General features: G+C 71.8%; 22 protein-coding genes and 1 riboswitch. Of the genes, 9 read left to right on the forward strand and 13 right to left on the reverse strand.

The genetic code is table 11. From position 1 onward, the window contains the following. Positions 1–87: 87 nt before the first annotated feature. Positions 88–702, reverse strand: coding sequence for an NAD(P)-dependent oxidoreductase (locus ABD733_RS10575; protein WP_344795776.1), 615 nt, complete (start codon positions 700–702; stop codon positions 88–90). A gap of 120 nt (positions 703–822) precedes the next feature. On the opposite strand from ABD733_RS10575, the gene ABD733_RS10580 reads away from it, so the two are divergent. From ABD733_RS10580 to ABD733_RS10605, 6 genes are all read left to right on the forward strand, one after another. Further along, a complete protein-coding gene (locus tag ABD733_RS10580) occupies positions 823–2,046 on the forward strand; it encodes an ROK family transcriptional regulator (RefSeq protein ID WP_344795778.1) in 1,224 nt (407 codons plus the stop codon). A 106-nt stretch (positions 2,047–2,152) separates the two neighbouring features. Beyond that, positions 2,153–3,490, forward strand: a complete 1,338-nt coding sequence (locus ABD733_RS10585; protein ID WP_344795780.1) for an extracellular solute-binding protein — start codon at positions 2,153–2,155, stop codon at positions 3,488–3,490. Between the two features lie 8 nt (positions 3,491–3,498). Continuing rightward, positions 3,499–4,497, forward strand: coding sequence for a carbohydrate ABC transporter permease (locus tag ABD733_RS10590; protein ID WP_344795782.1), 999 nt, complete (start codon positions 3,499–3,501; stop codon positions 4,495–4,497). Continuing rightward, positions 4,497–5,381, forward strand: coding sequence for a carbohydrate ABC transporter permease (locus ABD733_RS10595; protein WP_344795784.1), 885 nt, complete (start codon positions 4,497–4,499; stop codon positions 5,379–5,381). The genes ABD733_RS10590 and ABD733_RS10595 overlap by 1 nt, the downstream gene beginning before the upstream one ends. A gap of 2 nt (positions 5,382–5,383) precedes the next feature. Then, positions 5,384–6,655: a 6-phospho-beta-glucosidase gene (locus ABD733_RS10600; protein ID WP_344795786.1), complete on the forward strand. Its 1,272-nt coding sequence runs from the start codon at positions 5,384–5,386 to the stop codon at positions 6,653–6,655. Further along, on the forward strand, positions 6,652–7,686 hold the full coding sequence (locus ABD733_RS10605) for an N-acetylglucosamine kinase (protein WP_344795788.1): 1,035 nt from the start codon (positions 6,652–6,654) through the stop codon (positions 7,684–7,686). The genes ABD733_RS10600 and ABD733_RS10605 overlap by 4 nt, the downstream gene beginning before the upstream one ends. A gap of 118 nt (positions 7,687–7,804) precedes the next feature. Here ABD733_RS10605 and ABD733_RS10610 read toward each other — a convergent pair whose 3' ends face one another. The 8 genes from ABD733_RS10610 to ABD733_RS10645 all read right to left on the reverse strand — a co-directional run bounded on the left by ABD733_RS10610 (position 7,805) and on the right by ABD733_RS10645 (position 13,958). Next, positions 7,805–8,044: a hypothetical protein gene (locus tag ABD733_RS10610; RefSeq protein ID WP_344795790.1), complete on the reverse strand. Its 240-nt coding sequence runs from the start codon at positions 8,042–8,044 to the stop codon at positions 7,805–7,807. 105 nt (positions 8,045–8,149) lie between these two features. Then, a complete protein-coding gene (locus tag ABD733_RS10615; RefSeq protein WP_344795792.1) occupies positions 8,150–9,163 on the reverse strand; it encodes an NAD-dependent epimerase/dehydratase family protein in 1,014 nt (337 codons plus the stop codon). A gap of 50 nt (positions 9,164–9,213) precedes the next feature. Next, positions 9,214–10,383: an N-acetylglucosamine-6-phosphate deacetylase gene (gene nagA / locus ABD733_RS10620; RefSeq protein WP_344795794.1), complete on the reverse strand. Its 1,170-nt coding sequence runs from the start codon at positions 10,381–10,383 to the stop codon at positions 9,214–9,216. Further along, positions 10,380–10,769 carry a YrdB family protein gene (locus ABD733_RS10625; protein WP_344795796.1) on the reverse strand — a complete coding sequence of 130 codons (390 nt, stop codon included), beginning with the start codon at positions 10,767–10,769 and terminating at the stop codon, positions 10,380–10,382. Before ABD733_RS10625 ends, nagA begins: the two co-directional genes overlap by 4 nt. Positions 10,770–10,777: 8 nt before the next feature. Further along, positions 10,778–11,644 (reverse strand): formyltetrahydrofolate deformylase, encoded by an 867-nt coding sequence (gene purU / locus ABD733_RS10630; RefSeq protein ID WP_344795798.1) that lies wholly within the window; start codon positions 11,642–11,644, stop codon positions 10,778–10,780. Next, entirely contained in the window at positions 11,641–12,288 is a 648-nt protein-coding gene (locus tag ABD733_RS10635; RefSeq protein ID WP_344795800.1) for an HAD family hydrolase, read from the reverse strand. The genes purU and ABD733_RS10635 overlap by 4 nt, the downstream gene beginning before the upstream one ends. Before the next feature lie 85 nt (positions 12,289–12,373). After that, a complete protein-coding gene (locus ABD733_RS10640) occupies positions 12,374–13,537 on the reverse strand; it encodes a hypothetical protein (protein WP_344795802.1) in 1,164 nt (387 codons plus the stop codon). 40 nt (positions 13,538–13,577) lie between these two features. After that, a complete protein-coding gene (locus ABD733_RS10645) occupies positions 13,578–13,958 on the reverse strand; it encodes a DUF3253 domain-containing protein (RefSeq protein WP_344795804.1) in 381 nt (126 codons plus the stop codon). A gap of 85 nt (positions 13,959–14,043) precedes the next feature. Between ABD733_RS10645 and ABD733_RS10650 the strand changes: the two genes are divergently transcribed. Continuing rightward, positions 14,044–15,381 carry an MFS transporter gene (locus tag ABD733_RS10650; protein ID WP_344795806.1) on the forward strand — a complete coding sequence of 446 codons (1,338 nt, stop codon included), beginning with the start codon at positions 14,044–14,046 and terminating at the stop codon, positions 15,379–15,381. Between the two features lie 13 nt (positions 15,382–15,394). Here ABD733_RS10650 and ABD733_RS10655 read toward each other — a convergent pair whose 3' ends face one another. Together ABD733_RS10655 and clpS are read right to left on the reverse strand one after the other, a co-directional pair. Then, positions 15,395–15,862 carry a DUF2017 domain-containing protein gene (locus ABD733_RS10655; RefSeq protein ID WP_344795808.1) on the reverse strand — a complete coding sequence of 156 codons (468 nt, stop codon included), beginning with the start codon at positions 15,860–15,862 and terminating at the stop codon, positions 15,395–15,397. Continuing rightward, positions 15,859–16,137: an ATP-dependent Clp protease adapter ClpS gene (gene clpS, locus ABD733_RS10660; protein ID WP_344795809.1), complete on the reverse strand. Its 279-nt coding sequence runs from the start codon at positions 16,135–16,137 to the stop codon at positions 15,859–15,861. The genes ABD733_RS10655 and clpS overlap by 4 nt, the downstream gene beginning before the upstream one ends. Positions 16,138–16,195: 58 nt before the next feature. After that, positions 16,196–16,279, forward strand: a riboswitch (ZMP/ZTP riboswitch). A gap of 56 nt (positions 16,280–16,335) precedes the next feature. On the opposite strand from clpS, the gene glyA reads away from it, so the two are divergent. After that, complete coding sequence (glyA, locus tag ABD733_RS10665; protein WP_344795811.1) at positions 16,336–17,616, forward strand: serine hydroxymethyltransferase; 1,281 nt, start codon at positions 16,336–16,338, stop codon at positions 17,614–17,616. A 7-nt stretch (positions 17,617–17,623) separates the two neighbouring features. Then, entirely contained in the window at positions 17,624–18,535 is a 912-nt protein-coding gene (locus ABD733_RS10670) for a bifunctional methylenetetrahydrofolate dehydrogenase/methenyltetrahydrofolate cyclohydrolase (protein WP_344795813.1), read from the forward strand. A 173-nt stretch (positions 18,536–18,708) separates the two neighbouring features. Here the strand turns inward: ABD733_RS10670 and galK are convergent, their stop codons facing one another. Next, positions 18,709–19,884, reverse strand: coding sequence for a galactokinase (gene galK, locus ABD733_RS10675; protein WP_344795815.1), 1,176 nt, complete (start codon positions 19,882–19,884; stop codon positions 18,709–18,711). Next, positions 19,881–21,023: a galactose-1-phosphate uridylyltransferase gene (gene galT / locus ABD733_RS10680; RefSeq protein WP_344795817.1), complete on the reverse strand. Its 1,143-nt coding sequence runs from the start codon at positions 21,021–21,023 to the stop codon at positions 19,881–19,883. Before galT ends, galK begins: the two co-directional genes overlap by 4 nt. Positions 21,024–21,047: the final 24 nt, after the last annotated feature.

The following is a 21,047-nucleotide window of genomic DNA, read 5'->3' on the forward strand; positions in this document are numbered from 1 at the left end:
CCCGGGGCGCAGCCCCCGTTCGCGCGTCGCGGTGAGAGGGGCTGTGGAACGGCAGGGACAGCGGCAGCGGCAGCCTCAGCCTCAGCTTCAGCGCCCGCTCACGATGACGGTCTGCCGCGACCACCGGTCGCTCTCGAGCTGCTGCACCATGAACCGGGCGACATCGGCCCGCGAGATGCGGCCGACGCCGGAGAAGCTCTCGACCGTCAGGATGCGGTCTGTCGCCGGACCGTCCGTCAGTCTCGTCGGGTAGACCAGCGTCCAGTCGAGGCCGGAGGCGCGGACGGCTGCGTCAGCCACCTCCTTCGCGGCGTACACCCTGCCGAGGAACGACGAGAAGAACGCCCGCTGGAAGGCGTTGGCGCCCTCCCGGGTCTCGCCGACGCCGAACGCGGAGCAGACGACGAGCCGCCGGATCCCGACCCGCTCGGCCTCGGGCAGGAGGACCGCGGTGGAGTCCTCCTCGACGGGGTGGGTGATCCTGCGCGATCCGATGGCGTTGAGGACGGCCTCCTGACCGGTGAGCGCGGCGCGCATGTCGACCTCGTTGGTCGCATCGCCGGCGAGCGTCCGGATGCCCTGGATCGTCCCGAGCGCGACAGGATCGCGGACCAGCGCCGTCACCTCGTGCCCCGCGGCGATCGCCTCTTCGAGGACGTGCCGCCCCGTCCCGCCGGTCGCTCCCAGCACCAGAACCCTCATGTCCACCTCCGTGTCGCCGCCCAGCCAATCACGGGCGGCCGTCAGACGCGATCGCCACCTCGTGTTTCGAATCTGTAAACAAACCTTTCAGTGAAGAAGGTTGTCTATTACAGTCGTCACATGCCCAGCCCCACGCGACCCGGAACGCCCGCGCTCCTGCGCGTGCTGAACGACCGCACCGCGCTCGGCCTGCTGCTCGAGAACGGGCCCACGACCCGCAACGACCTCGCGCGGCTGTCGGGCCTGTCCAAGCCGACCGCCGCCGAGATGATCCGCCGCCTCGAAGAGGCCGGGCTCATCGCGGCGACCGGCGAGTCGTCGTCGAGCCGCGGGCCCGCGGCCGTGCTGTACTCCGCGGTCACCGACCGCGCGATCGGCGTCGCGATCGACGTGCAGCCGCTCGGCATCTCGTCGACCGTGGTCGACGCGACCGGCGCGACGCACCCCGTCGTCTTCCAGGCCGCGGGCGACGCCGCGGGGGAGCCCGACGCGGCCACCGACCTCGCCCGGGCGATCGACGCGGCGTGCGCCGCTGCATCCTGCGATCCCGAGTCGGTCACGGTCGTCTGCGTCGGCATCCAGGGCTCGGTCGAGCCCCGGACCGACGACCTCGTCTTCACCGACGAGCTGCCCGGCTGGCCGCGGCACCGGGTCACCGCGACGCTGTCGGAGGCCCTCGGCGCCGACGTGCACGTCGAGAACGACGCCAACCTCGTCGCCATCGCCGAGCGCCGCGAAGGCGCCGGCCACGACGCCAGCACGTTCGCGCTGCTCTGGATGGGCAACGGGCTCGGCCTGGCGCTCGACCTCGGCGGGACGGTGCACCGGGGTGCCGCGGGCGGCGCGGGCGAGATCGGCTACATCGGCGCGCCCGTCGACGCTGCCGCCTACGATCCCGACGCGCGGCTCGTCGACGACCTCGTCACCAGCCGCACGATCGAGCTGCTCGCCGCACGACAGGGAATCACGGGCGACGGCCTCGACGAGCTGCTCGACGCGATCGCGGGCCATCCCCAGAGACTCCTCATCCTCGACGAGCTGGCGCCCCGCGTCGGTCTCGTCGTCCTGCCGGCGCTCGCCGTCGTCGACCCGGAGCGGATCATCCTGCACGGGCCGATCGGCATCGCGTTCGGCGACGATCTCGCGACCCGGGTCGAGTCGTGGCTGGAGCAGCACAGTCGCTGGTCCACCCCGGTCTCCGGCCCCTCGATCACCGAGACGCCCGTCCTCCACGGTGCGCGGCACGTCCTCATCGACGCCGTGCGCCAGGCCCTCGTCGAGGCGGTGGCTCATCTGCCGTCGCCCGGCGACGACCCGCCCGAGCTGTCCCGCACCACCGGCTGATCCACCGTGTCGACCGAGCCCCCACGAGGGGCTCCTCGGCGCGCCCGCAGCACGAGATCGTCTCCACCCCGACAGGCACCACACCCCTAGGAAGTGAGGCTCCACCATGACACGAACACCTCTCACGAAGCGCCGCCTGCTCGCGGCCGCCTCCGTCGCGATCGTCGGCGCCGTCGCCCTGACCTCCTGCTCCGGGTCGTCCGGCGGCGGGGTGGACGCCAGCGCGCCGAAGCACCTCTCCGGCACCGTCTCGCTCTGGCACTTCTTCACCGGCCGGGAGGCGGGCGTCATCAAGACCGCCGTCCAGGGCTTCGAGAAGAAGTACCCGGATGTCACCGTCGACATCCACGGCGGTCAGGACGACACGAAGATGCAGCAGGCCATCTCCTCCGGCCAGGACATCGACGTCGGGCTCTCGTACTCGACCGCCATCGTCGGCAGCTTCTGCTCGTCGGGCGCCTTCCGCGACCTCGGCCCGTACATCAAGCGCGACGGCGTCGACCTCTCCGACATCCCGAAGGTGGTGCGGGGCTACACGTCCTACAAGGGCAACCAGTGCACGCTGCCGGCGCTCGCCGACTCCAGCGCGCTGATGATGAACACCGAGCAGCTGAAGGCCGCCGGGATCACCTCCCCGCCGAAGACCCTCGACGAGCTGGAGGCCGACGGTCTGAAGCTCACCACCTACAACGCCGACGGCTCGATCAAGCACCTCGGCTTCAATCCGCTGATGAGCTTCGAGGAGAACAGCCCCGAGCACTTCGCCCCCATGATCGACGGCTCGTGGCTGACGAGCTCCGGAAAGTCCACGATCGGCACCAGCGACGGCTGGAAGAAGCTCATCGCGTGGCAGAAGGCCTACGTCGACAAGATCGGCTACGCAAAGCTGCAGGCGTTCACCGCGGGCCTCGGCCAGGAGTTCTCCGCCGACAACCCGTTCCAGACCGGCCAGATCTCGATGGCCATCGACGGGGAGTACCGCACCGCGTTCATCAGGTCGCAGAAGCCCGGCCTCCAGTACGAGACCGCACCGACTCCGGTGATGGAGGGGCTCGGGACCTACGGGGCCAGCTACATCGCGGGGAACGTCGCCGGCATCGCGAAGGGGTCGAAGAACCCGGAGCTCGCCTGGGCGCTGCTGAAGTACCTCTCCCTCGACACGTCCGCCCAGGTCACCATCGGCAACGGACTGAAGAACGTCCCCACCATCACGTCTGCTCTCGACTCACCCGACCTCGAGGTCGATGCGAACTACAAGACGTTCATCGACGCGGCGAAGAACCCGGCCACGATCACGTCGCCGGCGACCGCCGACGGTGCCGCCTACATCGGCACCTTCACCAAGATGTGGACGAAGTACCAGTCGGGCGGCGGCGACCTCGACGCGCAGCTGAAGGCGCTCGATGAGGACATCGACAACGAGAACGCGCTGACGGGGCCGTGATGAGCGCCGTGACGACCACCACCGACACGGCTCCGGGCGCGACCGCCGTGCCGGAGTCTGCGCCCCCGTCGCCCCGCCGACGGTCCGCCGAGCACGGACGACGCCGGGTCGCCCTCGTGATGCTGACCCCCGCGCTCCTCGGCCTCGCCGTGTTCTTCGTCTACCCGCTCCTGGCGTCGCTCTACTTCTCCTTCACCCGCTACAACCAGCTGTCGGCGCCGCAGTGGGTGGGACTGCTCAACTACCGGTACCTGTTCACGCAGGATCCGCAGGTGGGCGCGGCCGCGATCAACACGCTGTTCTTCGTGGTGATCCTGGTGCCCGTCCGCATCGTGTGCGCCCTCCTGGTCGCGGGGCTGCTGGTGCGGGCGAGAACGGGCGCGGGCCTCTGGCGGACGCTCTTCTACCTGCCGGCCCTCGTGCCGCCGGTCGCGAGCGTGGTCGCGTTCGTGTTCCTGTTCAACCCCGGCACGGGGCCGGTGAACCAGATCCTTCGCTTCTTCGGCATCCACGGACCGCTGTGGTTCAACGACCCGTCGTGGTCGAAGCCCTCTCTCGTGATCCTCGGCGTCTGGGTGATGGGCGACATCATGATCATCTTCCTGGCGTCGCTCCTCGACGTGCCGCGGGAGCTCTACGAGGCGACCTCGCTCGACGGGGCGGGCGCTCTCCAGCAGATCCGCCACATCACCCTGCCGACCATCGCGCCGGTGATCGGCTTCGCGGTCGTCACCGGGATCATCGCGGCGCTGCAGTACTTCACCGAGGCCGCCGTCGCGTCCGGGGTCGCCTCCGGGCAGGCGACGGTCGGCGGCGGGACGAGCGCGAACCTCGGCTACCCGGGGACGTCCCTCCTCACCTACACGGAGCTGCTCTACCAGCACGGGTTCGCGAACTTCCAGTTCGGGTACGCCTCGGCGATGGCCGTCGTGCTGTTCGTGATCACCGCGATCCTGCTCGCTCTCACCATCCGGCGGATCTCCGTCTTCCGACCCGAGGAGGCCTGATGACGACCACCCTCGCGAGACCGCTCAGCGGCTCGTCCGCGCGCCGCGCCCAGGGCGGGCGAGGCCCCAGGACCCTGCGCTGGATCGCGCAGCACGCCGGCCTCGTCGCGGTCGGCGTGCTCTGCCTCGCGCCGATCGTCTTCGTGGTCCTGACCTCGCTGATGTCGAGCGACCAGGCGCTCACGGCGTCGATCGTCCCGACGCACTGGGAGTGGTCGAACTACGCCCGCGTCTTCACGACGGTGCCGCTCGCCCAGTGGTTCGGCAATTCGGCGATGTACGCGGTGCTCGCAACGCTCTTCATGCTGCTGTCGAGCGTGCCGGCGGCCTACGCCCTGGCGCAGATCCGCTTCCGGGGAGCGAACCTGATCTTCACGCTCCTGATCATCGCCATGCTGCTGCCTCCGCAGGTGACGGCGGTCCCGGTGTACGTGCTGTGGTCGAGCCTCCACCTGACGGGCACGCTCTGGCCGCTGATCCTGCCGAACCTGCTCGGCGACGCGTTCAGCATCTTCCTGCTGCGGCAGTTCTTCCTGACCATCCCGCGCGAGTACGGGGACGCGGCCAGGATGGACGGTGCCGGCGAGTGGCGGGTGCTCTGGAGCGTCATCATCCCGATGGCGCGGCCGGGCATCGCGTCGGCCGCCATCTTCCTGTTCTTCAACTCGTGGAACGACTACTACGGCCCGCTGCTCTACGCGTCGGAGAACCCGAGCGCGTGGCCTGTCGCCTACGGCCTCGCGACGTTCCGCGGGGTCCACGGCACCGACTGGTCGATGACGATGGCGCTGACCGTCGTCATCATGCTGCCCGTCGTCATCATCTTCTTCTTCGCCCAGAAGGCATTCGTCGAGGGCATCGCACTGACCGGAGTGAAAGGCTGACCATGAAACTCACCGTCGTCGGGGGAGGCTCGACCTACACCCCCGAGCTCGTGGACGGATTCTCGAGGCTCCGAGACGAGCTGCCCATCGACGAGCTCTGGCTCGTCGACCCCGATCCGGAGCGGCGGGAGCTCATCGGCGGGATCTCGCGCAGGATGTTCGCGCGTGCCGGCCACCCGGGTCGCATCCACGTCACCGACGATCTCCGCGCCGGTGTCGAGGACGCCGACGCCGTCATGTTCCAGCTCCGCGTCGGCGGCCAGCAGGCCAGGCACGGCGACGAGACGTTCCCGCACGCGCTCTGCTGCATCGGACAGGAGACGACCGGCCCCGGCGGTTTCGCCAAGGCGCTCCGGACCGTCCCCGTGGTCCTCGAGGCGGCCGAGATGGTGCGGAAGTACGCCAAGCCGGACGCCTGGATCGTCGACTTCACGAACCCGGTCGGGATCGTGACGCGCGCGCTGCTCGAGGCCGGGCACCGGGCCGTCGGCCTCTGCAACGTGGCGATCGGGTTCCAGCGGCGATACGCCGACCGGTACGGCGTCGACCCGTCGGCCGTCCGGCTCGACCACGTCGGGCTCAACCACCTCACCTGGGAGCGCGGCGTCCACGTCACGAGAGGCGGAGTCGAGGAGGACGTCCTCCCGTCGCTGCTCCGCGACCATCTCGACGAGACCGCCGTCTCGGTCCACGCCGACCCGCGGCAGCTCGTGATGCAGCAGGCCCTGCCCTCGTACTACCTCCGCTACTACTACGCCCACGACGAGGTGCTCCGCGAGCAGCTGTTCGAGCCGACCCGGGCGCAGATCGTGTACCAGACCGAGCGCGCCCTGCTGACGAAGTACGCCGATCCTGCCGTCGACACGAAGCCGGTCGAGCTCGAGTCGCGCGGCGGTGCGTACTACTCCGACGCGGCCGTCAACGTCCTCGCGTCGCTGACGACCGACCGCGGCGACACGCAGGTGCTCAACGTGCGGAACGACGGGACGATGCCGTTCCTGCCCGACGACCACGTGATCGAGGTGCCGACCGTCGTCGGCTCCGCAGGACTCAGGGCCCTTCCGATCGACCCGCTGCCTGCCGACATGCAGGGGCTCGTCTCGCACGTGGCCTCCTACGAGCGTCTCGCCCTCGAGGCGGCGGTGCACGGCGGGCGCGACAGGATCGTGCGCGCCCTCCTCGCTCACCCGCTCGTCGGCCAGTTCGAGAAGGCCGAGAGGATGACCGACCTGCTGCTCGCGGAGAACGCGGAGCACCTGGCCTGGGCGCGATGACCGCCGGCACCGGGGGCGACGCGCGGCCGGTCGTCCTCGCCGTCGACGGCGGCGGCACGAAGACCGACGTCGTCGCGGTCGCCCTCGACGGCGAGCTGGTCGGGCACGCGCGCGGCTCCGGCTCGAACCCGCAGGTGCTCGGGCTCGACGTCGCGACGGCGGTGCTCGACGGCCTGCGCGGGGCGGTGCTCGAGGAGCTCGAGCGCGGCGGTCCGTCCAGGGTCGTCGAGACGCACGTCTACCTCTCGGGCCTCGACCTCCCCGCCGAGATCGCCGCCGCCGAGATCGCTCTCGCCCACTGGTCGCCGGACGTCGTCGACAACGACCTGTTCGCGCTGCTCCGCGGCGGGCTCACCGACGGCGAGGCGTCCGGGCAGGATGCGGTGGCCGTCATCTGCGGGACCGGCATCAACGCGATCGGGGTGCGGTGCGACGGCGCGACCGCCCGGTTCCCGGCGCTCGGCGACATCTCGGGCGACTGGGGCGGCGGCTCCTATCTCGGCGGCCGGACGCTCTGGCACGCGGCCCGTTCGGAGGACGGCCGAGGCCCGGCGACGCGGCTCGAGACGGACGTCCCGGCGGCTCTCGGGCTCGCGACGGTCCGCGAGGTCACCGAGGCGCTCCACTTCGGCCGCCTCGACCCGCTCGTCGTCTCGCACCTGAGCCCGGTGCTCTTCGCGGCTGCGGCGCAGGGCGACGCGGTCGCGACCTCGGTCGTCGAGCGCCAAGCGGAGGAGATCGTCACGATGACCGTCACCGCGCTCCGGCGGCTCGACCTCTTGCGGAGCCCTGTCCCCGTGGTCCTCGGCGGCGGCGTCCTCGCGGCCCGGCACCCGCTCCTCCTGCGCGCCATCGACGCCGGGCTCGCCGAGCGGGCGCCGCGGGCGACGACCAGGGTGGTCAGCGTGCCGCCGCTCCTCGGCGCGGGCCTGCTCGCGCTCGAGCGGGCGGGTGCGCCGGTCGGGGCGCGCGAGCGCTACCGGGAGCAGGTGCTCGGCCAGAGCTGGATGGCTGCGGGCGTCGGGGCCTGATCCTGCGCCTGCGACTGTGCGCGCCTACGCACGAGCCGACCACTGCGCCCCGCACGCCGAGCACCCCCTCGCGGCGAGGCCGGAGGGGGTGCGGGCAGCCAGCGGGGTAGGGGTCCCGCTAGCGCGGCGCCTTGCGACCCGACCGCGGCCAGGAGTCGTCGGCGACACCACGGCGGAGCGACAGGGTCAGCACGATGCCGAAGACGAGCCCGACGAGGCCGACCGGAAGGCAGACGGCCGAGGCCAGGATCGGGGCCGGGGTGAGCATCAGCGTCAGCGCGGCGACGAGGAGCAGACCGCCGACCATCCCCGAGACGATCGCGATGCGCTCCCAGACCCGACGGCGCTCCGACTTCATGCCCCCGAGGGTAGTTCCGGGAGGGGTCCGGGCGCAGTCGGGACTTCGGGGGACACCGGCTCGCGACTCACTCGTGCGCCGGCGCGCACTGAGCCCACACGGCGTTCAGGCGCTCTGCGTCGCCTCGGCGCGGGGAGCGGTCGCGATCAGGCGGTCGTACAGGGCGTCGATCCGGGGGTCGACCGTGCGCCGCTCGGCATCCTGGTCGTGCCACCGGACGATCTGGCGGGCTCCCTCGGCGAAGGGGATCCGCGGCTCCCAGTCGGGGACGACCGCGCGGATCTTCGAGGTGTCGAAGATCGCGGGATGGCTCCGGTCGCCGCGGAGGCTCGCGTCCCACTCGGGCGCCGCCTCGACGAGGTCGCTGGTCGTGCGGTGGACGATGTGCGGCACCTCCACGCCCGCCGCGTCCGCCAGGTCGAGGGCGATGGTGTTCCAGGTGAGGAGCTCCGGCGACATGATGTTGAAGGCCTCGCCGACGGCCTCGCCGGATCCGAGGAGGCCGACGAAGGCGCGGGCGAAGTCGTCGGAGTGGGTGATCGCCCACGGCGACGTCCCGTCGCCGTGCAGGACGATGGGGAGGCCGCGCCGGAGCCGGTCGATGACGGTCCAGCCGCCGAGGAGCGGCACCCGGGTGCGGTCGTAGGTGGTCGACGGGCGGACGCAGGTGACGCTGATCCTGCCGGCCCCGTGGGCGTGCCGGAGGAGCCGCTCGCTCGCGATCTTGTCGCGCGCGTACTGCGAGTACGGGTTGAAGAGCGGGGTGGCCTCGCCGATCGGCAGCCGCTGCGGGGGCTTCTGATAGGCCGAGGCCGAGCTGATGAACACGTACTGCGCGCTGATCGTGCCGAAGAGCCGGACGGCGGCCTCCGCCTGCACGGGAGTGAACGTCAGGAAGTCGGCGACGCTGTCGAAGCGGCGGCCCGCGAGGGCCCTGCGAGTGGCGTCCTCGTCGCGGACATCGGCCGTGATCGTCTCGACGCCGTCGGGGAGGACGCGGTGACTCGTGGAGCCCCGGTTGAGGACGGCGACGCTCAGCCCGCGGGCCGAGGCCTCGCGGACGCACGCGGCGCTGATCTGGCCGGTTCCGCCGATCACGAGCACTGACTTCGTCGTCATCTCCCGATCATGCCAGACGAGGGATGTGAGCGCTCAGCCCACCTGAGCGCTCAGCCGGCCCGGTCGACCTGGTGCCGCGACGGGACCGGCACTCCGCCCGCCCAGACGCGGACCGGCTGCCACTCGGCGCTCCAGACGACGAGGTCGCCCGCGAAGCCGGGCTCCAGGAGGCCGAGCCGCCCGTCGAGGCCGAGGGCTCTGGCCGGCGTGAGCGTCAGGGCCTCGACGGCCTCGCGCGGCGACAGGCCGACAGCCGAGAGCGCCAGGCGGAGCGCGGCATCCTGGGTGAGGGTCGATCCTGCGATCGTGGTCGTCCCGGTGACGAGAGCGGTGCCGGCGTCGACGGTCACGTCGAGGGCGCCCAGCCGGTAGTGGCCGTCGGCGGCTCCGGCCGCGGCCATGGCGTCGGTGATGAGCGCGACCCGCGACGGCGCTGCGTCGAAGAGCAGCCGGGCGACGCGCGGGTCGACGTGGACGCCGTCGAGGATCAGCTCGAGCGTGACCCGCTCGTCGTCGAGCGCCGCGACGATCGGCCCGGGCGCCCGGTGGTGGATGCCCGGCATGGCGTTGAAGGCGTGGGTGAGCAGCGTCGCGCCGCGGTCGAACCCGGCTCGCGCCTGGTCGACGTCGGCCGTGGTGTGGCCGAGCCCGACACGGACGCCCGCGTCGACGAACCGGCTGATCGCGTCGAGGGCGCCCGGCAGCTCGGGCGCGATCGTCACCTGCCGGAGCACTCCCCGCGAGGCGCCGAGAAGGGCGTCGACGAGCGCAGGATCCGGGGAGGTCAGAAAGCCGGGGTGATGCGCCCCGGCATTGCCCGGCGACAGGAACGGCCCCTCGAGGTGGGCGCCGAGCACGGTCTCGTCAGCCCTCGCGACCTCCGCGACGGCCTCGAGCGAGCGGCTGAGGGCGTCCGTCGGATTGGCCACCAGGCTGATCACGCTGCGGGTCGTGCCGCTCTCGCGGTGGAACGCCGTGGCGGCCCGGATGGCGTCGACCCCGTCGTCGAACGAGCGACCCGCGCCGCCGTGCCCGTGCAGGTCGATCAGGCCGGGCGTCACGACCGCGCCGCCCGCCCCGACGGTCTCGTCGGCCCCGGGCAGGGCGTCGCCCGCGCCGCCGACCGCCGCGATGGAGTCGCCGTCGAGCAGGATCCACGCCCCCGGCATCTCGCCCCGGGCGTCGAGCGCGGTGACGTCGGTCAGGAGCGTCGTCGTCACGCGGCGTTCTCCCGCCGGAACGCGACGATCCCGGACACGAGCGCGAGAACGCCGAAGACGGCACCGACGAGGGGGTAGCCGAGGCTGAACCACGCGTAGACGGCCGACCCCATGACGGCGATCTCGACGACGGCCTTCCCCACCGGGTCGTTCTTGATCGGAGCCCGGGGCGAGCGGAAGAGCCCCCACAGGACCATCGCGAACAGCGGAGCCCCGATCAGGAAGAAGACTCCGGGGAACGGGAACGGCCAGGCGAGGTAGCCCCAGAAGCCGAGGCTGAAGAAGGCGAACAGCTCGAGGAAGAAGCGCAGCACGTCGTTGGCCTTGATCGGCTGGCCGCTGCCGCCGCCGCCCCGACCGGGCCGCCTTCTGGGGGTGTCGAACACGGGCATGCCTACCGGAAGACGATCGTCCGGGCGCCGTCGAGGAGCACGCGGTCTTCGGCGAACCAGCGGACGGCCTGCGTGAGGGTGCGCGACTCCTCGTCCTGACCGATTGCGACGAGGTCGGAGGCGGAGCGCGTGTGGTCGACGCGGACGACGTTCTGCTCGATGATCGGGCCCTCGTCGAGGTCGCTGGTCACGAAGTGGGCTGTGGCGCCGATGAGCTTGACGCCGCGGGCGTGCGCCTGCCGGTACGGGTTCGCACCCTTGAAGCCGGGCAGGAACGAGTGGTGGATGTTGATCGCCCGGCCCTCGAGCGCGGCGCAGAGCTCGGGGCTCAGGATCTGCATGTACCGGGCCAGGACCACCAGCTCGATGTCCTCCTGGTCGACGACCTCCAGGATCCTGCGCTCGAACTCGGCCTTCTGGTCGGGGCCGACGACGGCGCGGTGCTCGAACGGGACGCCGTAGAAGGCGGCGAGCTCGGACAGGTCGGGGTGGTTCGCCAGGACCAGGGGGATCTCGACGGGGAGCTGGCCCGCGCGCTGCCGGAACAGGAGGTCGTTCACGCAGTGGGCCGCGCGGCTCGCCAGCACCAGGGTGCGGAGCGGGCGGCCGACGACGTCGAGCTTCCACTCCATCGCGTAGCGCTCGGCCACCGGCGAGAGGGCCGCCACGAAGGCGTCGTGGCCCGACGAGGAGACCACCTGCAGGCGCATGAAGAAGGTGCCGGTGTCGTCGCTCGAGAACTGCTGCGACTCCGTGATGTTGCCGCCCGCCTGGACGACGGCGCCGCTGATCGCGTGGACGATCCCCGGTCGGTCCTCGCAGACGAGAGTCAGCGTCCGGTGCGTCTCTTCTCGGGGCGTGGCGGTCACGGTTCCAGGGTATCGGCAATCCTCGCCAGCACCTCGGCGGTCGACGCCGCCTGGACAGTGGGTGCGGCTCCGCCCGGCCAGTCTCGGCCGAGGGAGACCCAGCCGGTGCGGAGGCCGGCCTCCTGGGCTCCGCGGATGTCGGCGTCGACGTTGTCGCCCACCATCCAGGCGTCGTCGACGCTCGCGCCGCGGCCCTCGACGGCCCTCCGGAAGATCTCGGGGTCGGGCTTCTCGAGGCCGGCGCTCTCGGAGATCACGGCGCCGTCGACGAGGTGGGCGAGCCCGACGTGCTCGAGCTTCATCGTCTGCTGCTTCACGTTGCCGTTGGTCAGCACCGCGATGTCGACGCCCCGGCCGGCGAGGGCCTCGAGGGCGCGGGTGACGCCGTCGTGGAGCTCGACGTGCTCGACGTGCTCGTGGCGCATCCGGTCGAGGAGGGTCTCGTCGTCGTCGGTGACGCCGAACTCGCGGCGGATGGCGGCGGCGACGTCGTCGCGCTCGCCGTAGCCGCTGTCGTCGACCTCGAGGACGCGACTGGCCGCGGCCTCGTCGGCCCCCTCGTCGCGGGCGAGCCCGTGCACCCAGGTGGCGAATGCGGAGTCGCGGTCGACGAGCGTGTTGTCGAGGTCGAGGAGGACGAGCATCACTCGACGGTACGCCCTCGCCGTTCGCCGAGGGCCCGGTCGAGCACGGTCAGCGCGTGCGATTCTGCCGACCGCGGGCCCCGCCTCACGGATACCCCACGAACCAGAGCAGGACCACCGCGACCGCCTGGAGCCCGACCGCCGTCGACACCGAGGCGATCCTGCGCGCCCTCGTCTCGGAGAACACGGAGCTGCCGAGGAGGGGCGCCACCGGCATCATCAGCCGGACGAGGCTCTGCTGCGGCAGGAAGACCGCGACGAGGTACAGCCAGTAAGACCCCGTGAAGCCGACGATCTCGTGCCCGAGCGCTCTCGACGACGGCCGCGTCAGCCAGACGGCGCCCGCCGCGACGACGGCGAGGACCAGCACGACCCCGCCCCAGGAGAGGTAGGTCGACGCCATGACGAACCACGGCGTCAGCGGTGCGAAGTGCCGGCGGCCGACGAAGCCGGTCCACCACGACAGCTCGGTGTCGAGGTACGCGTCCGGGCGGTGTGTCACGGCCGTCGCGATCAGAGGCCAGACGAGACCGGCCGCCGCCGTGACGGCTCCGGCCGCGACGATGCCGATCGCTTGACCCGCCGGGAGCGCCTCGCGTCCGCGGCGCGCAGCCACGATCCGCACCACGAGGTGCACTCCGAGCGTCAGCGCGAGGGCGAGCACGCCGGGGCGGGTGAACGCCGCCACCACCGCGAACGGGATCAGCAGCAGGTACCGGCGCGACAGCAGGCACCACAGGGCCGCGAACAGGAAGAACAGGAACGCGCTCTCCGCGTACGCCGTCTGCAGCAGGAACCCCATCGGCCCGACCGTGAACAGCACCACCGCGAAGAGCGCCCTCCGGGAGGGCACGCGCAGGATCAGCAGCCGGTACAGCATCAGCGCCGCCCCGAACCCGGAGACGGTCGCCACCGCGACGCCCGCCGGGTAGAAGCCGAGCCCCGTCACGCCGGTCACCGCGCGCACGATCCCCGGGAACACCGGCAGGAACGCCCACGGGTTCGGCAGGACGTTCCCGCTCGCGTCGAGGGGGAGGCTCGTCGGGTAGCCGTGCTCGGCGATGGTCTTGTACGCCGAGGCGTCCCAGGACCCCGAGAAGGTGAAGAACGTCGGGTGCGCCCGGTAGCTCGCGAAGGTCCAGCCCTTCGCCGTGGCCAGGAGGAACACCGCGCCGAGCAGCAGCGTCGAGACGACCCGGGAGGCCGCGTAGACGGCGAGGACCGCGAGCCACGGGCGGGGGATCCTCACTCGTCGCACCCGACCAACCTAGTCGGGCGGCCGCCTCGTCTCAGGCCCGGTGCCGCCGGATGCGGATCGGCCCCTTGGCCGTCGAGGGGTCGATCACCGACCCGCCCTGCGTGATGTCGACCTCGCCCGCCGCGACCAGCCGCCTCGCGGCCCGACGCGCCGGCTCCATCAGCTCGCGCCACCCGTCGCCCTCGCCGTCGAACACGTCGCGGGCGGCGTCCGACGGACAGATCGTCGACGTGGCGGCGCGCTTCGACAGCAGGGTCCGGATGCTCTCCTCGAGGGCCTTGTCGACCCGCGTGACCTTGCGACTCCGGCACGCGTCGCTGCAGTACGCGACCTCGTCCCAGTTCTTCTCCCACTTCGCCCGCCACTCGATGCGGCGACCGCAGGATCGGCAGGTCTTCGGCTCGGGAGGCATGCTCTCGGTGTACTCGCGGCGGCTGGAGACCCGCTCGGCGGCCGGATCCCCGCCCGGCGGCTGGGCCCGCCGATAGGCTCTTCCGGTGACGACGAACACCGCTCTCCGCTTCCCGTGGGCAGGCCTCATCGCGCTCGCCGTGGCGTCCTTCCTGTCGATCTCCGGCGAGATGCTGCCGACCGGGCTCCTGCCCGAGATGGGCGGAGACCTGGGCGTCAGCGAGTCGTCCGTCGGCCTCCTCGTGTCGGTCTTCGCCTTCACCGTCGTCTTCACCTCGCCCGTGCTCACGCAGCTGACGTCCCGCTTCCCGAGGCACCGCCTCCTGGTCGGCCTGATCGTCGTCCTCGCCGTCGGCGCGGTCGGCACAGCGCTCGCGCCGACCTACGGCCTGATGGTCGCCGCCCGCATCCTCGGCGGCCTCGCCCACGGGGTGTTCTGGGCCATCACCGGCGCCTACGCCGCCCACCTCGTGCCGCCCGACCAGGTCGGCCGGGCGCTCGCCGTCTCGTCGAGCGGCGGCACCCTGGCGTTCGTGCTCGGCGTGCCCCTCGGCACGGCCCTCGGGCAGGCGGTCGGCTGGCGGGTCGCCTTCGGGATCCTGGCGGTCCTGATGGTCGCCGGGGCCGCGCTCGTCTGGCGGCTGCTGCCCGACGTCGGCTCGGGAGCGGCCGACGCGGAGGAGTTCCGCCTCCAGGCCAGCCAGGCCATGACGGGGGCGACGCCGCTCGGGCCCGGAGCCCTCGCGACCGGATCGATCTCGATCGTCCGGAACGGCGGCACGACCCGCGAGCTCCTCGACGCGAGCGTGCTCGGTGTCGTCCTCAGCTGCATCGTCACCGGCGTCTTCATGGTCGGGCACTACTCGCTCTACACCTACATCGCGCCGTTCCTCGAGCGGTCGAGCGGCCTCTCGTCGTCGAGCCTCAGCGTCGCGCTCTTCGCCTACGGCATCGCGGGGGCGGTCGGCCTGCTCCTCGTCGGGCTCGCGCTCGGGCGACGGCCCGCGGTCGCCATCCCCGTGCTGATGGCCCTGGTCGCGCTGACGGTCGTCGGGCTCCTCGTATTCGAGGGGTCGGCCGTGCCCTCGTTCGTCGTCTTCGTCGTCCTCGGCGTCACCTTCGGAGCCCTGCCGCCGCTCCTCCAGGTGCGGCTCCTGCAGCTCGCACCGGCACGCATCCGCGACATCTCGAACTCGTTCTACACGAGCTCGTTCAATGCCGGCATCGGCGGCGGCGCGCTGATCGGCGGCTTCGTCCTGTCGGGCGCGGGCCTCGGAGCGCTGCCGCGGCTCTACATCGTGATCGCCGTCGTCGTCCTGGCGGTCTTCGTCGTGTCCGACCGGGTGCTCGTCGTCCGCGACCGGCGGAGGAAGGCGGCGAGGCGGGCGGCGCGGGCGGCTCGGGCCGCGCGGGGGCCCCGCTGATCCTGCGCCCGTCCTAGCGGTCGAGGGCGCGGACCAGCGACTCCTGCACGTAGCCGAGCCACTCGTACACGTCGCGGAGCACGAGGCCGGAGCGGTCTGCAGGATGCGGGACGCCGTCGTTCGTCACGCCCAGCCGCGAGCCGAGCGTCAGCCGGAGGTCGGTGAGCGACCGGAGCCACGCCTGCGCCGCCTCGGGGGCGAGAGGGGTGCGCCGGTCTGTGTCGATCGAGGCGATGAGAGCCCTGGCGTTGGCGATCTTGCCGGCGGTCAGGTCGTCGACGGTCAGCCGCCGGAACTCGGCTCCCGCCTCGTCGTCGCCCGTGTAGCCGGGCGGCAGCAGTCGTTCGAGCGCAGGATCGTGGTCGTCCTGACCCTCGAGGAGCGTCACCAGCTGCTCGGCCAGGTCGCGCAGCAGGGTCCGCTCGTTCTCCGCCAGCGAGAGGTGGACGCCGTCGCGCCTGTGCTGGAACGGCAGGATCACTCGTCGGCCTTCGACACGGTGGCCCAGAGGCCGTAGCCGTGCAGCGCCTCGACGTGGAGCTCCATCTGCTCGCGGGCCCCCGTGGCGACCACCGCCCTGCCCTTCGTGTGCACCTGCATCATCAGCCGCTCGGCCTCCTTGCGCTCGAAGCCGAAGTACGTGCGGAAGACGTAGGAGACGTACGACATCAGGTTGACCGGGTCGTCCCAGACGAGGGTCACCCACGGGACGTCGGGTGCCACGAGCCGCCGGAGATCGGTCTCGTCGAGGGTCATGCTCACCCCTCCAGGGTGGCACGGTTTCCTTGAGAGGTCGCGCTGCGATTCGTTATGCTGGACCGGTCGCGACTGGCGTTCGGGTGGTCAACCACCGGGGAGCGACCGACACGGTCAGCGGCCGTACGCCTGGGCCGCTGCTGCAACGCTCCTGCATCCGCAGGGGCGCCACACCACCGTGCAGAGGAGTGTCATCGCATGACCGTCACCACCGATCGCCAGCCCACCACCTTCAACGAGCCCCTCTCGGTCGTCGACCCCGAGATCGCCGCCGTCCTCGAGCAGGAGCTCGGCCGGCAGCGCGACTACCTCGAGATGATCGCGAGCGAGAACTTCGTCCCGCGCGCCATCCTCGAGTCGCAGGGCTCTGTGCTGACCAACAAGTACGCCGAGGGCTACCCCGGCCGCCGCTACTACGGCGGCTGCGAGTTCGTCGACATCGCCGAGAACCTCGCCATCGAGCGCGCCAAGAAGCTGTTCGGCGCCGGCTTCGCCAACGTCCAGCCGCACTCCGGCGCGCAGGCCAACGCCGCCGTCCTCTCGGCGATCGCCGCCCCCGGCGACACCATCCTCGGCCTCGAGCTCTCGCACGGTGGCCACCTCACGCACGGCATGAAGCTCAACTTCTCGGGCAAGCTCTACAACGCCGTCGCCTACGAGGTCGACCCCGAGAGCTACCTCATCGACATGGAGGTCGTCCGGAAGCAGGCCCTCGAGCACAAGCCGAAGGTCATCATCGCCGGCTGGTCGGCCTACCCCCGCCAGCTCGACTTCGCCGCCTTCCGCGCCATCGCCGACGAGGTCGGCGCGTACCTCTGGGTCGACATGGCCCACTTCGCCGGGCTCGTCGCCGCGGGTCTCCACCCGTCGCCCGTGCCGCACGCGCACGTCGTCTCGACCACCGTGCACAAGACCCTCGCCGGTCCGCGCTCGGGCCTGATCCTCTCAAGCGACGAGTCGCTCTACAAGAAGCTCAACTCGGCCGTCTTCCCCGGCCAGCAGGGCGGCCCGCTGATGCACGTGATCGCCGCCAAGGCCACCGCGTTCAAGCTCGCCATGGAGCCCGAGTTCAAAGACCGCCAGGAGCGCACCATCCGCGGTGCGCGCATCCTGGCCGAGCGTCTCACCGCCGACGACGCCAAGGCCGCCGGCGTCGACGTCCTGACCGGGGGCACCGACGTGCACCTCGTGCTCGTCGACCTGCGCGCCAGCGACGTCGACGGCAAACAGGCCGAGAACCTCCTCCACGAGGTCGGCATCACTGTCAACCGCAACTCCGTGCCGTGGGACCCTCGCCCGCCGATGACCACCTCGGGCGTCCGCATCGGCACGCCGGCGCTCGCCACCCGCGGCTTCGGCGACGACGAGTTCCGCGAGGTCGCCGACATCATCGCGCTGACCCTGATGCCGGAGCCCGACCTCGAGGCTCTCGCCGCGCGCGTCAAGGTGCTGACCACCGCGTTCCCGCTCTACGCGTAGGCCGGGCGTGGTCACCACCGCCACCGGCGCGGGGAGGGCCGTCACCATCGACGGCACCGCCCTCGCGGCCGGAGTGAAAGACGACCTGCGCGAGCGCGTCGCGATCCTGAAGGCCGCGGGCATCCACCCCGGCCTCGGCACGATCCTGGTCGGATCGAACCCCGGCTCGCTGTCGTACGTCGCGGGCAAGCACCGCGACTGCGCCGAGGTCGGCATCGAGTCGATCCGGCTCGACCTGCCCGAGACGGCGTCCGAGAAGGACATCCGCGACGCCATCACGTTCATGAACAACAACCCGCTGGTGACGGCGTTCATCATCCAGCTCCCGCTGCCCGAGGGGATCGACCCCACGGCCATGCTCGAGCTGATGGACCCGCTGAAAGACGCCGACGGACTCCACCCGGTGAACCTCGGCGAGCTCGTGCTCGCCGTGCCCGGCGGCAAGGGCAGCATCGACACCCCGCTGCCCTGCACTCCGCGCGGCATCGTCCAGATGCTGCAGGCGTACGACATCCCGATCGCCGGGAGCCACGTCACCATCATCGGCCAGGGCCTCACCGTCGGGCGGCCGCTCGGCCTCCTGCTCACGCGGCTCGAGGCCACCGCGACGCTCACCCACTCGCGCACCGTCGACGTCGCCGCCGAGGTGCGGCGGGCCGACATCGTCGTCGCGGCTGCGGGGGTCGCGGGCCTCGTGAAGGCCGACTGGGTCAAGCCCGGTGCGGCCGTCATCGACGTCGGCATCACGCGGGTGCTGAACGAGGAGACCGGCAAGTACCGCCTCCGCGGCGACGTCGACCCCGAGGTCGCCTCTGTCGCGGGCTTCCTGTCGCCGGTGCCCGGCGGCGTCGGGCCGATGACGCGCGCGATGCTCCTCGCCAACGTGGTGGAGGCTGCCGAGCGGCGTCTGCGGCGGTAGCTGCGGCGCTCCTGCTGTCGCCCGCCCCGCCCGCCTCGCCCGCCTCGCCCGCTCCGCCCGACGCAAAACCCTCCCGTTCGGCTGTCGCGGTGGTCCTAGGACCACCGGCGCGGCCGATCGGGAGGGTTTAGCGGGGCCCGGCAGGAGAGCGGGCAGGGCAGGCAGGCCGGCAGCTACAGCCGGTGCGCCCCGTCGGCAGCGTGCACCACGAAGATCGTCGGCTCGGTGTAGCCGGCCGCAGCGAACGCGGCGAGCACGGCCGAGGCGATCCCGTCGCGCGCGGCCGTCGGCACGAGCGCGATCGCGGCGCCGCCGAAACCGCCGCCGGTCATCCGGGCGCCGACGGCACCGTTCGCCTGCGCGGTCGACACGGCGAGGTCGAGCTCGGGCACCGAGATCTCGAAGTCGTCTCGCATCGACACGTGCGACGCGTCGAGGAGAGCACCGATGGCGCCGGGCCCCTCGAGGCGCAGCGTGCGGACCGTGTCGAGCACGCGCTGGTTCTCGGTGATGACGTGGCGCACCCGGCGGAACGTCTCGTCGTCGAGCACCTCCTGAGCGCGGGGCAGGTCGTCCACGTCGAGGTCTCGGAGCGACGAGACGCCGAGAGCGGCGGCCCCTCGCTCACAGGAGGCTCGGCGGTCGACGTACCCGCCGGTGGCGTGCGCGTGCTCGACGCGCGTGTCGACGACGAGCAGCTCGAGCCCGGCCTTCTCGAAGCCCAGGTCGATGACCTCGGCGTCGAGGCTCCGGCAGTCGAGGAAGACCGCGGAGTCGGCGCGGCCGAGGAGGGAGGCCGACTGGTCCATGATGCCGGTGGGGGCGCCGACGGCGTGGTTCTCGGAGTACTGCCCGACGGAGGCCAGGAACGGCCGCGTCACCTCGAGGCTCCAGAGGTCGGCCAGGGCCACGGCGACGGCGCACTCGATGGCGGCGGACGACGACAGGCCCGCGCCCACGGGCACGTCCGACTCGACGAGGATGTCGAGCCCGAACGCTGCGGAGAGGTCGGCCGCGGTCCCGGCGTCGCCGGCGACCTCGGGCAGCTTCTCGCGCAGCGCCCACGCGATGCCGAAGACGTACGCCGACCAGCCGTCCATGGACGCAGGATCGAGAGCGTCGAGAGACGCCTCGTGCACTCCGCTCTCGAAGGTGGAGGCCACCCGCAGCAGACGGTCGTCGCGTCGCCCGACCGTGATGGTCGTCGAGCGGTCGATCGCCAGGGGCAGCACGAAGCCGTCGTTGTAGTCGGTGTGCTCGCCGATCAGGTTGACGCGGCCGGGGGCTGCCCAGCGGCCGACGACCTCGGTGTCGAAGACGTCGCTGAAAGAGGGGGAGGTGGTGCTCATGCGCGTTCGATGGCCTCTCGGATCAGGGCGGCGGACTGCTCGGGGACGAGGTCGCCGATCCAGGCTCCCATCGCCGCCTCGGATCCTGCCAGGAACTTCAGCTTGGTCGCGGCCCGACGCGGCGACGTGATCTGCAGCATCAGCCGCACGGTGTCGCGCCCGACGTTCACGGGGGCCTGGTGCCAGGCGGCGATGTAGGGCGTCGGGTCGTCGTACAGGCGGTCGAGCCCGCGCAGGATCGTCCGGTACATCACCGCGAGCTCGTCGCGCTCGTCGCTCGACAGGGCTGCGATGTCGGGCACCTGCCGGTGCGGCAGGAGGTGCACCTCGACGGGCCAGCGCGCGGCGAACGGCACGAAGGCCGTGAAGTGCTCGCCGGCGAGCACGACGCGGGGGCCGGAGCGCTCGGTCTCGAGGATGTCGGCGAAGAGCGTCGGGCCGTACTGCTCGATGCTCTGCAGGAGGCGCGTGGTGCGAGGGGTGACGTAGGGGTAGGCGTAGATCTGGCCGTGCGGGTGGTGGAGCGTCACGCCGATGGCCTCGCCGCGGTTCTCGAACGGGAACACCTGCTGGATGCCGGGCAGCGCGCTGAGCGCCTCGGTGCGGTCGGCCCAGGCCTCGACGACGGTGCGGGCCCGCGACTCGGAGAGGCTCGCGAACGAGCCGTACGTCTCGGGGCTGAAGCAGATGACCTCGCAGCGGCCGACGGAGGTGCGGGTGCGGCCGAGGCCGAGGGTGCGGAGATCGTCGAGACCCTGCGGGGCGTCGAGATCCTGTGCGCCGTCGAGCCCCGCCGGAGCGTCGGGCACGCCCGGCAGCAGCGGGCCGAACGACGGCGAGCGGTTCTCGAACACGGCCACGTCGTAGACGTCGGGGATCTCGGACGGGTTCGTCGCCGACGCCGGCGCGAGCGGGTCGAGCTCGGCGGGGGGCAGGAACGCCCGGTTCTGCCGCGACGCGGCGATCGACACCCACTCGCCCGTGAGGACGTCCTGCCGCATCGTCGCGGTCTCGGGCCGAGGGTCGAGAGCGCGGAGGTCGGGCTTCCGCTCCGGCGACAGCGTCGTGTCGGCGTCGTCGAAGTAGATGAGCTCGCGGCCGTCCGCGAGGGTGGTCGACCGTTTGACGATCTGATTCATGGAGCACTCTTCCGGAGAGGGTGT

Origin of the sequence: Frondihabitans peucedani, assembly GCF_039537585.1 — a bacterium.
GTDB classification, from domain to species: domain Bacteria; phylum Actinomycetota; class Actinomycetes; order Actinomycetales; family Microbacteriaceae; genus Frondihabitans; species Frondihabitans peucedani.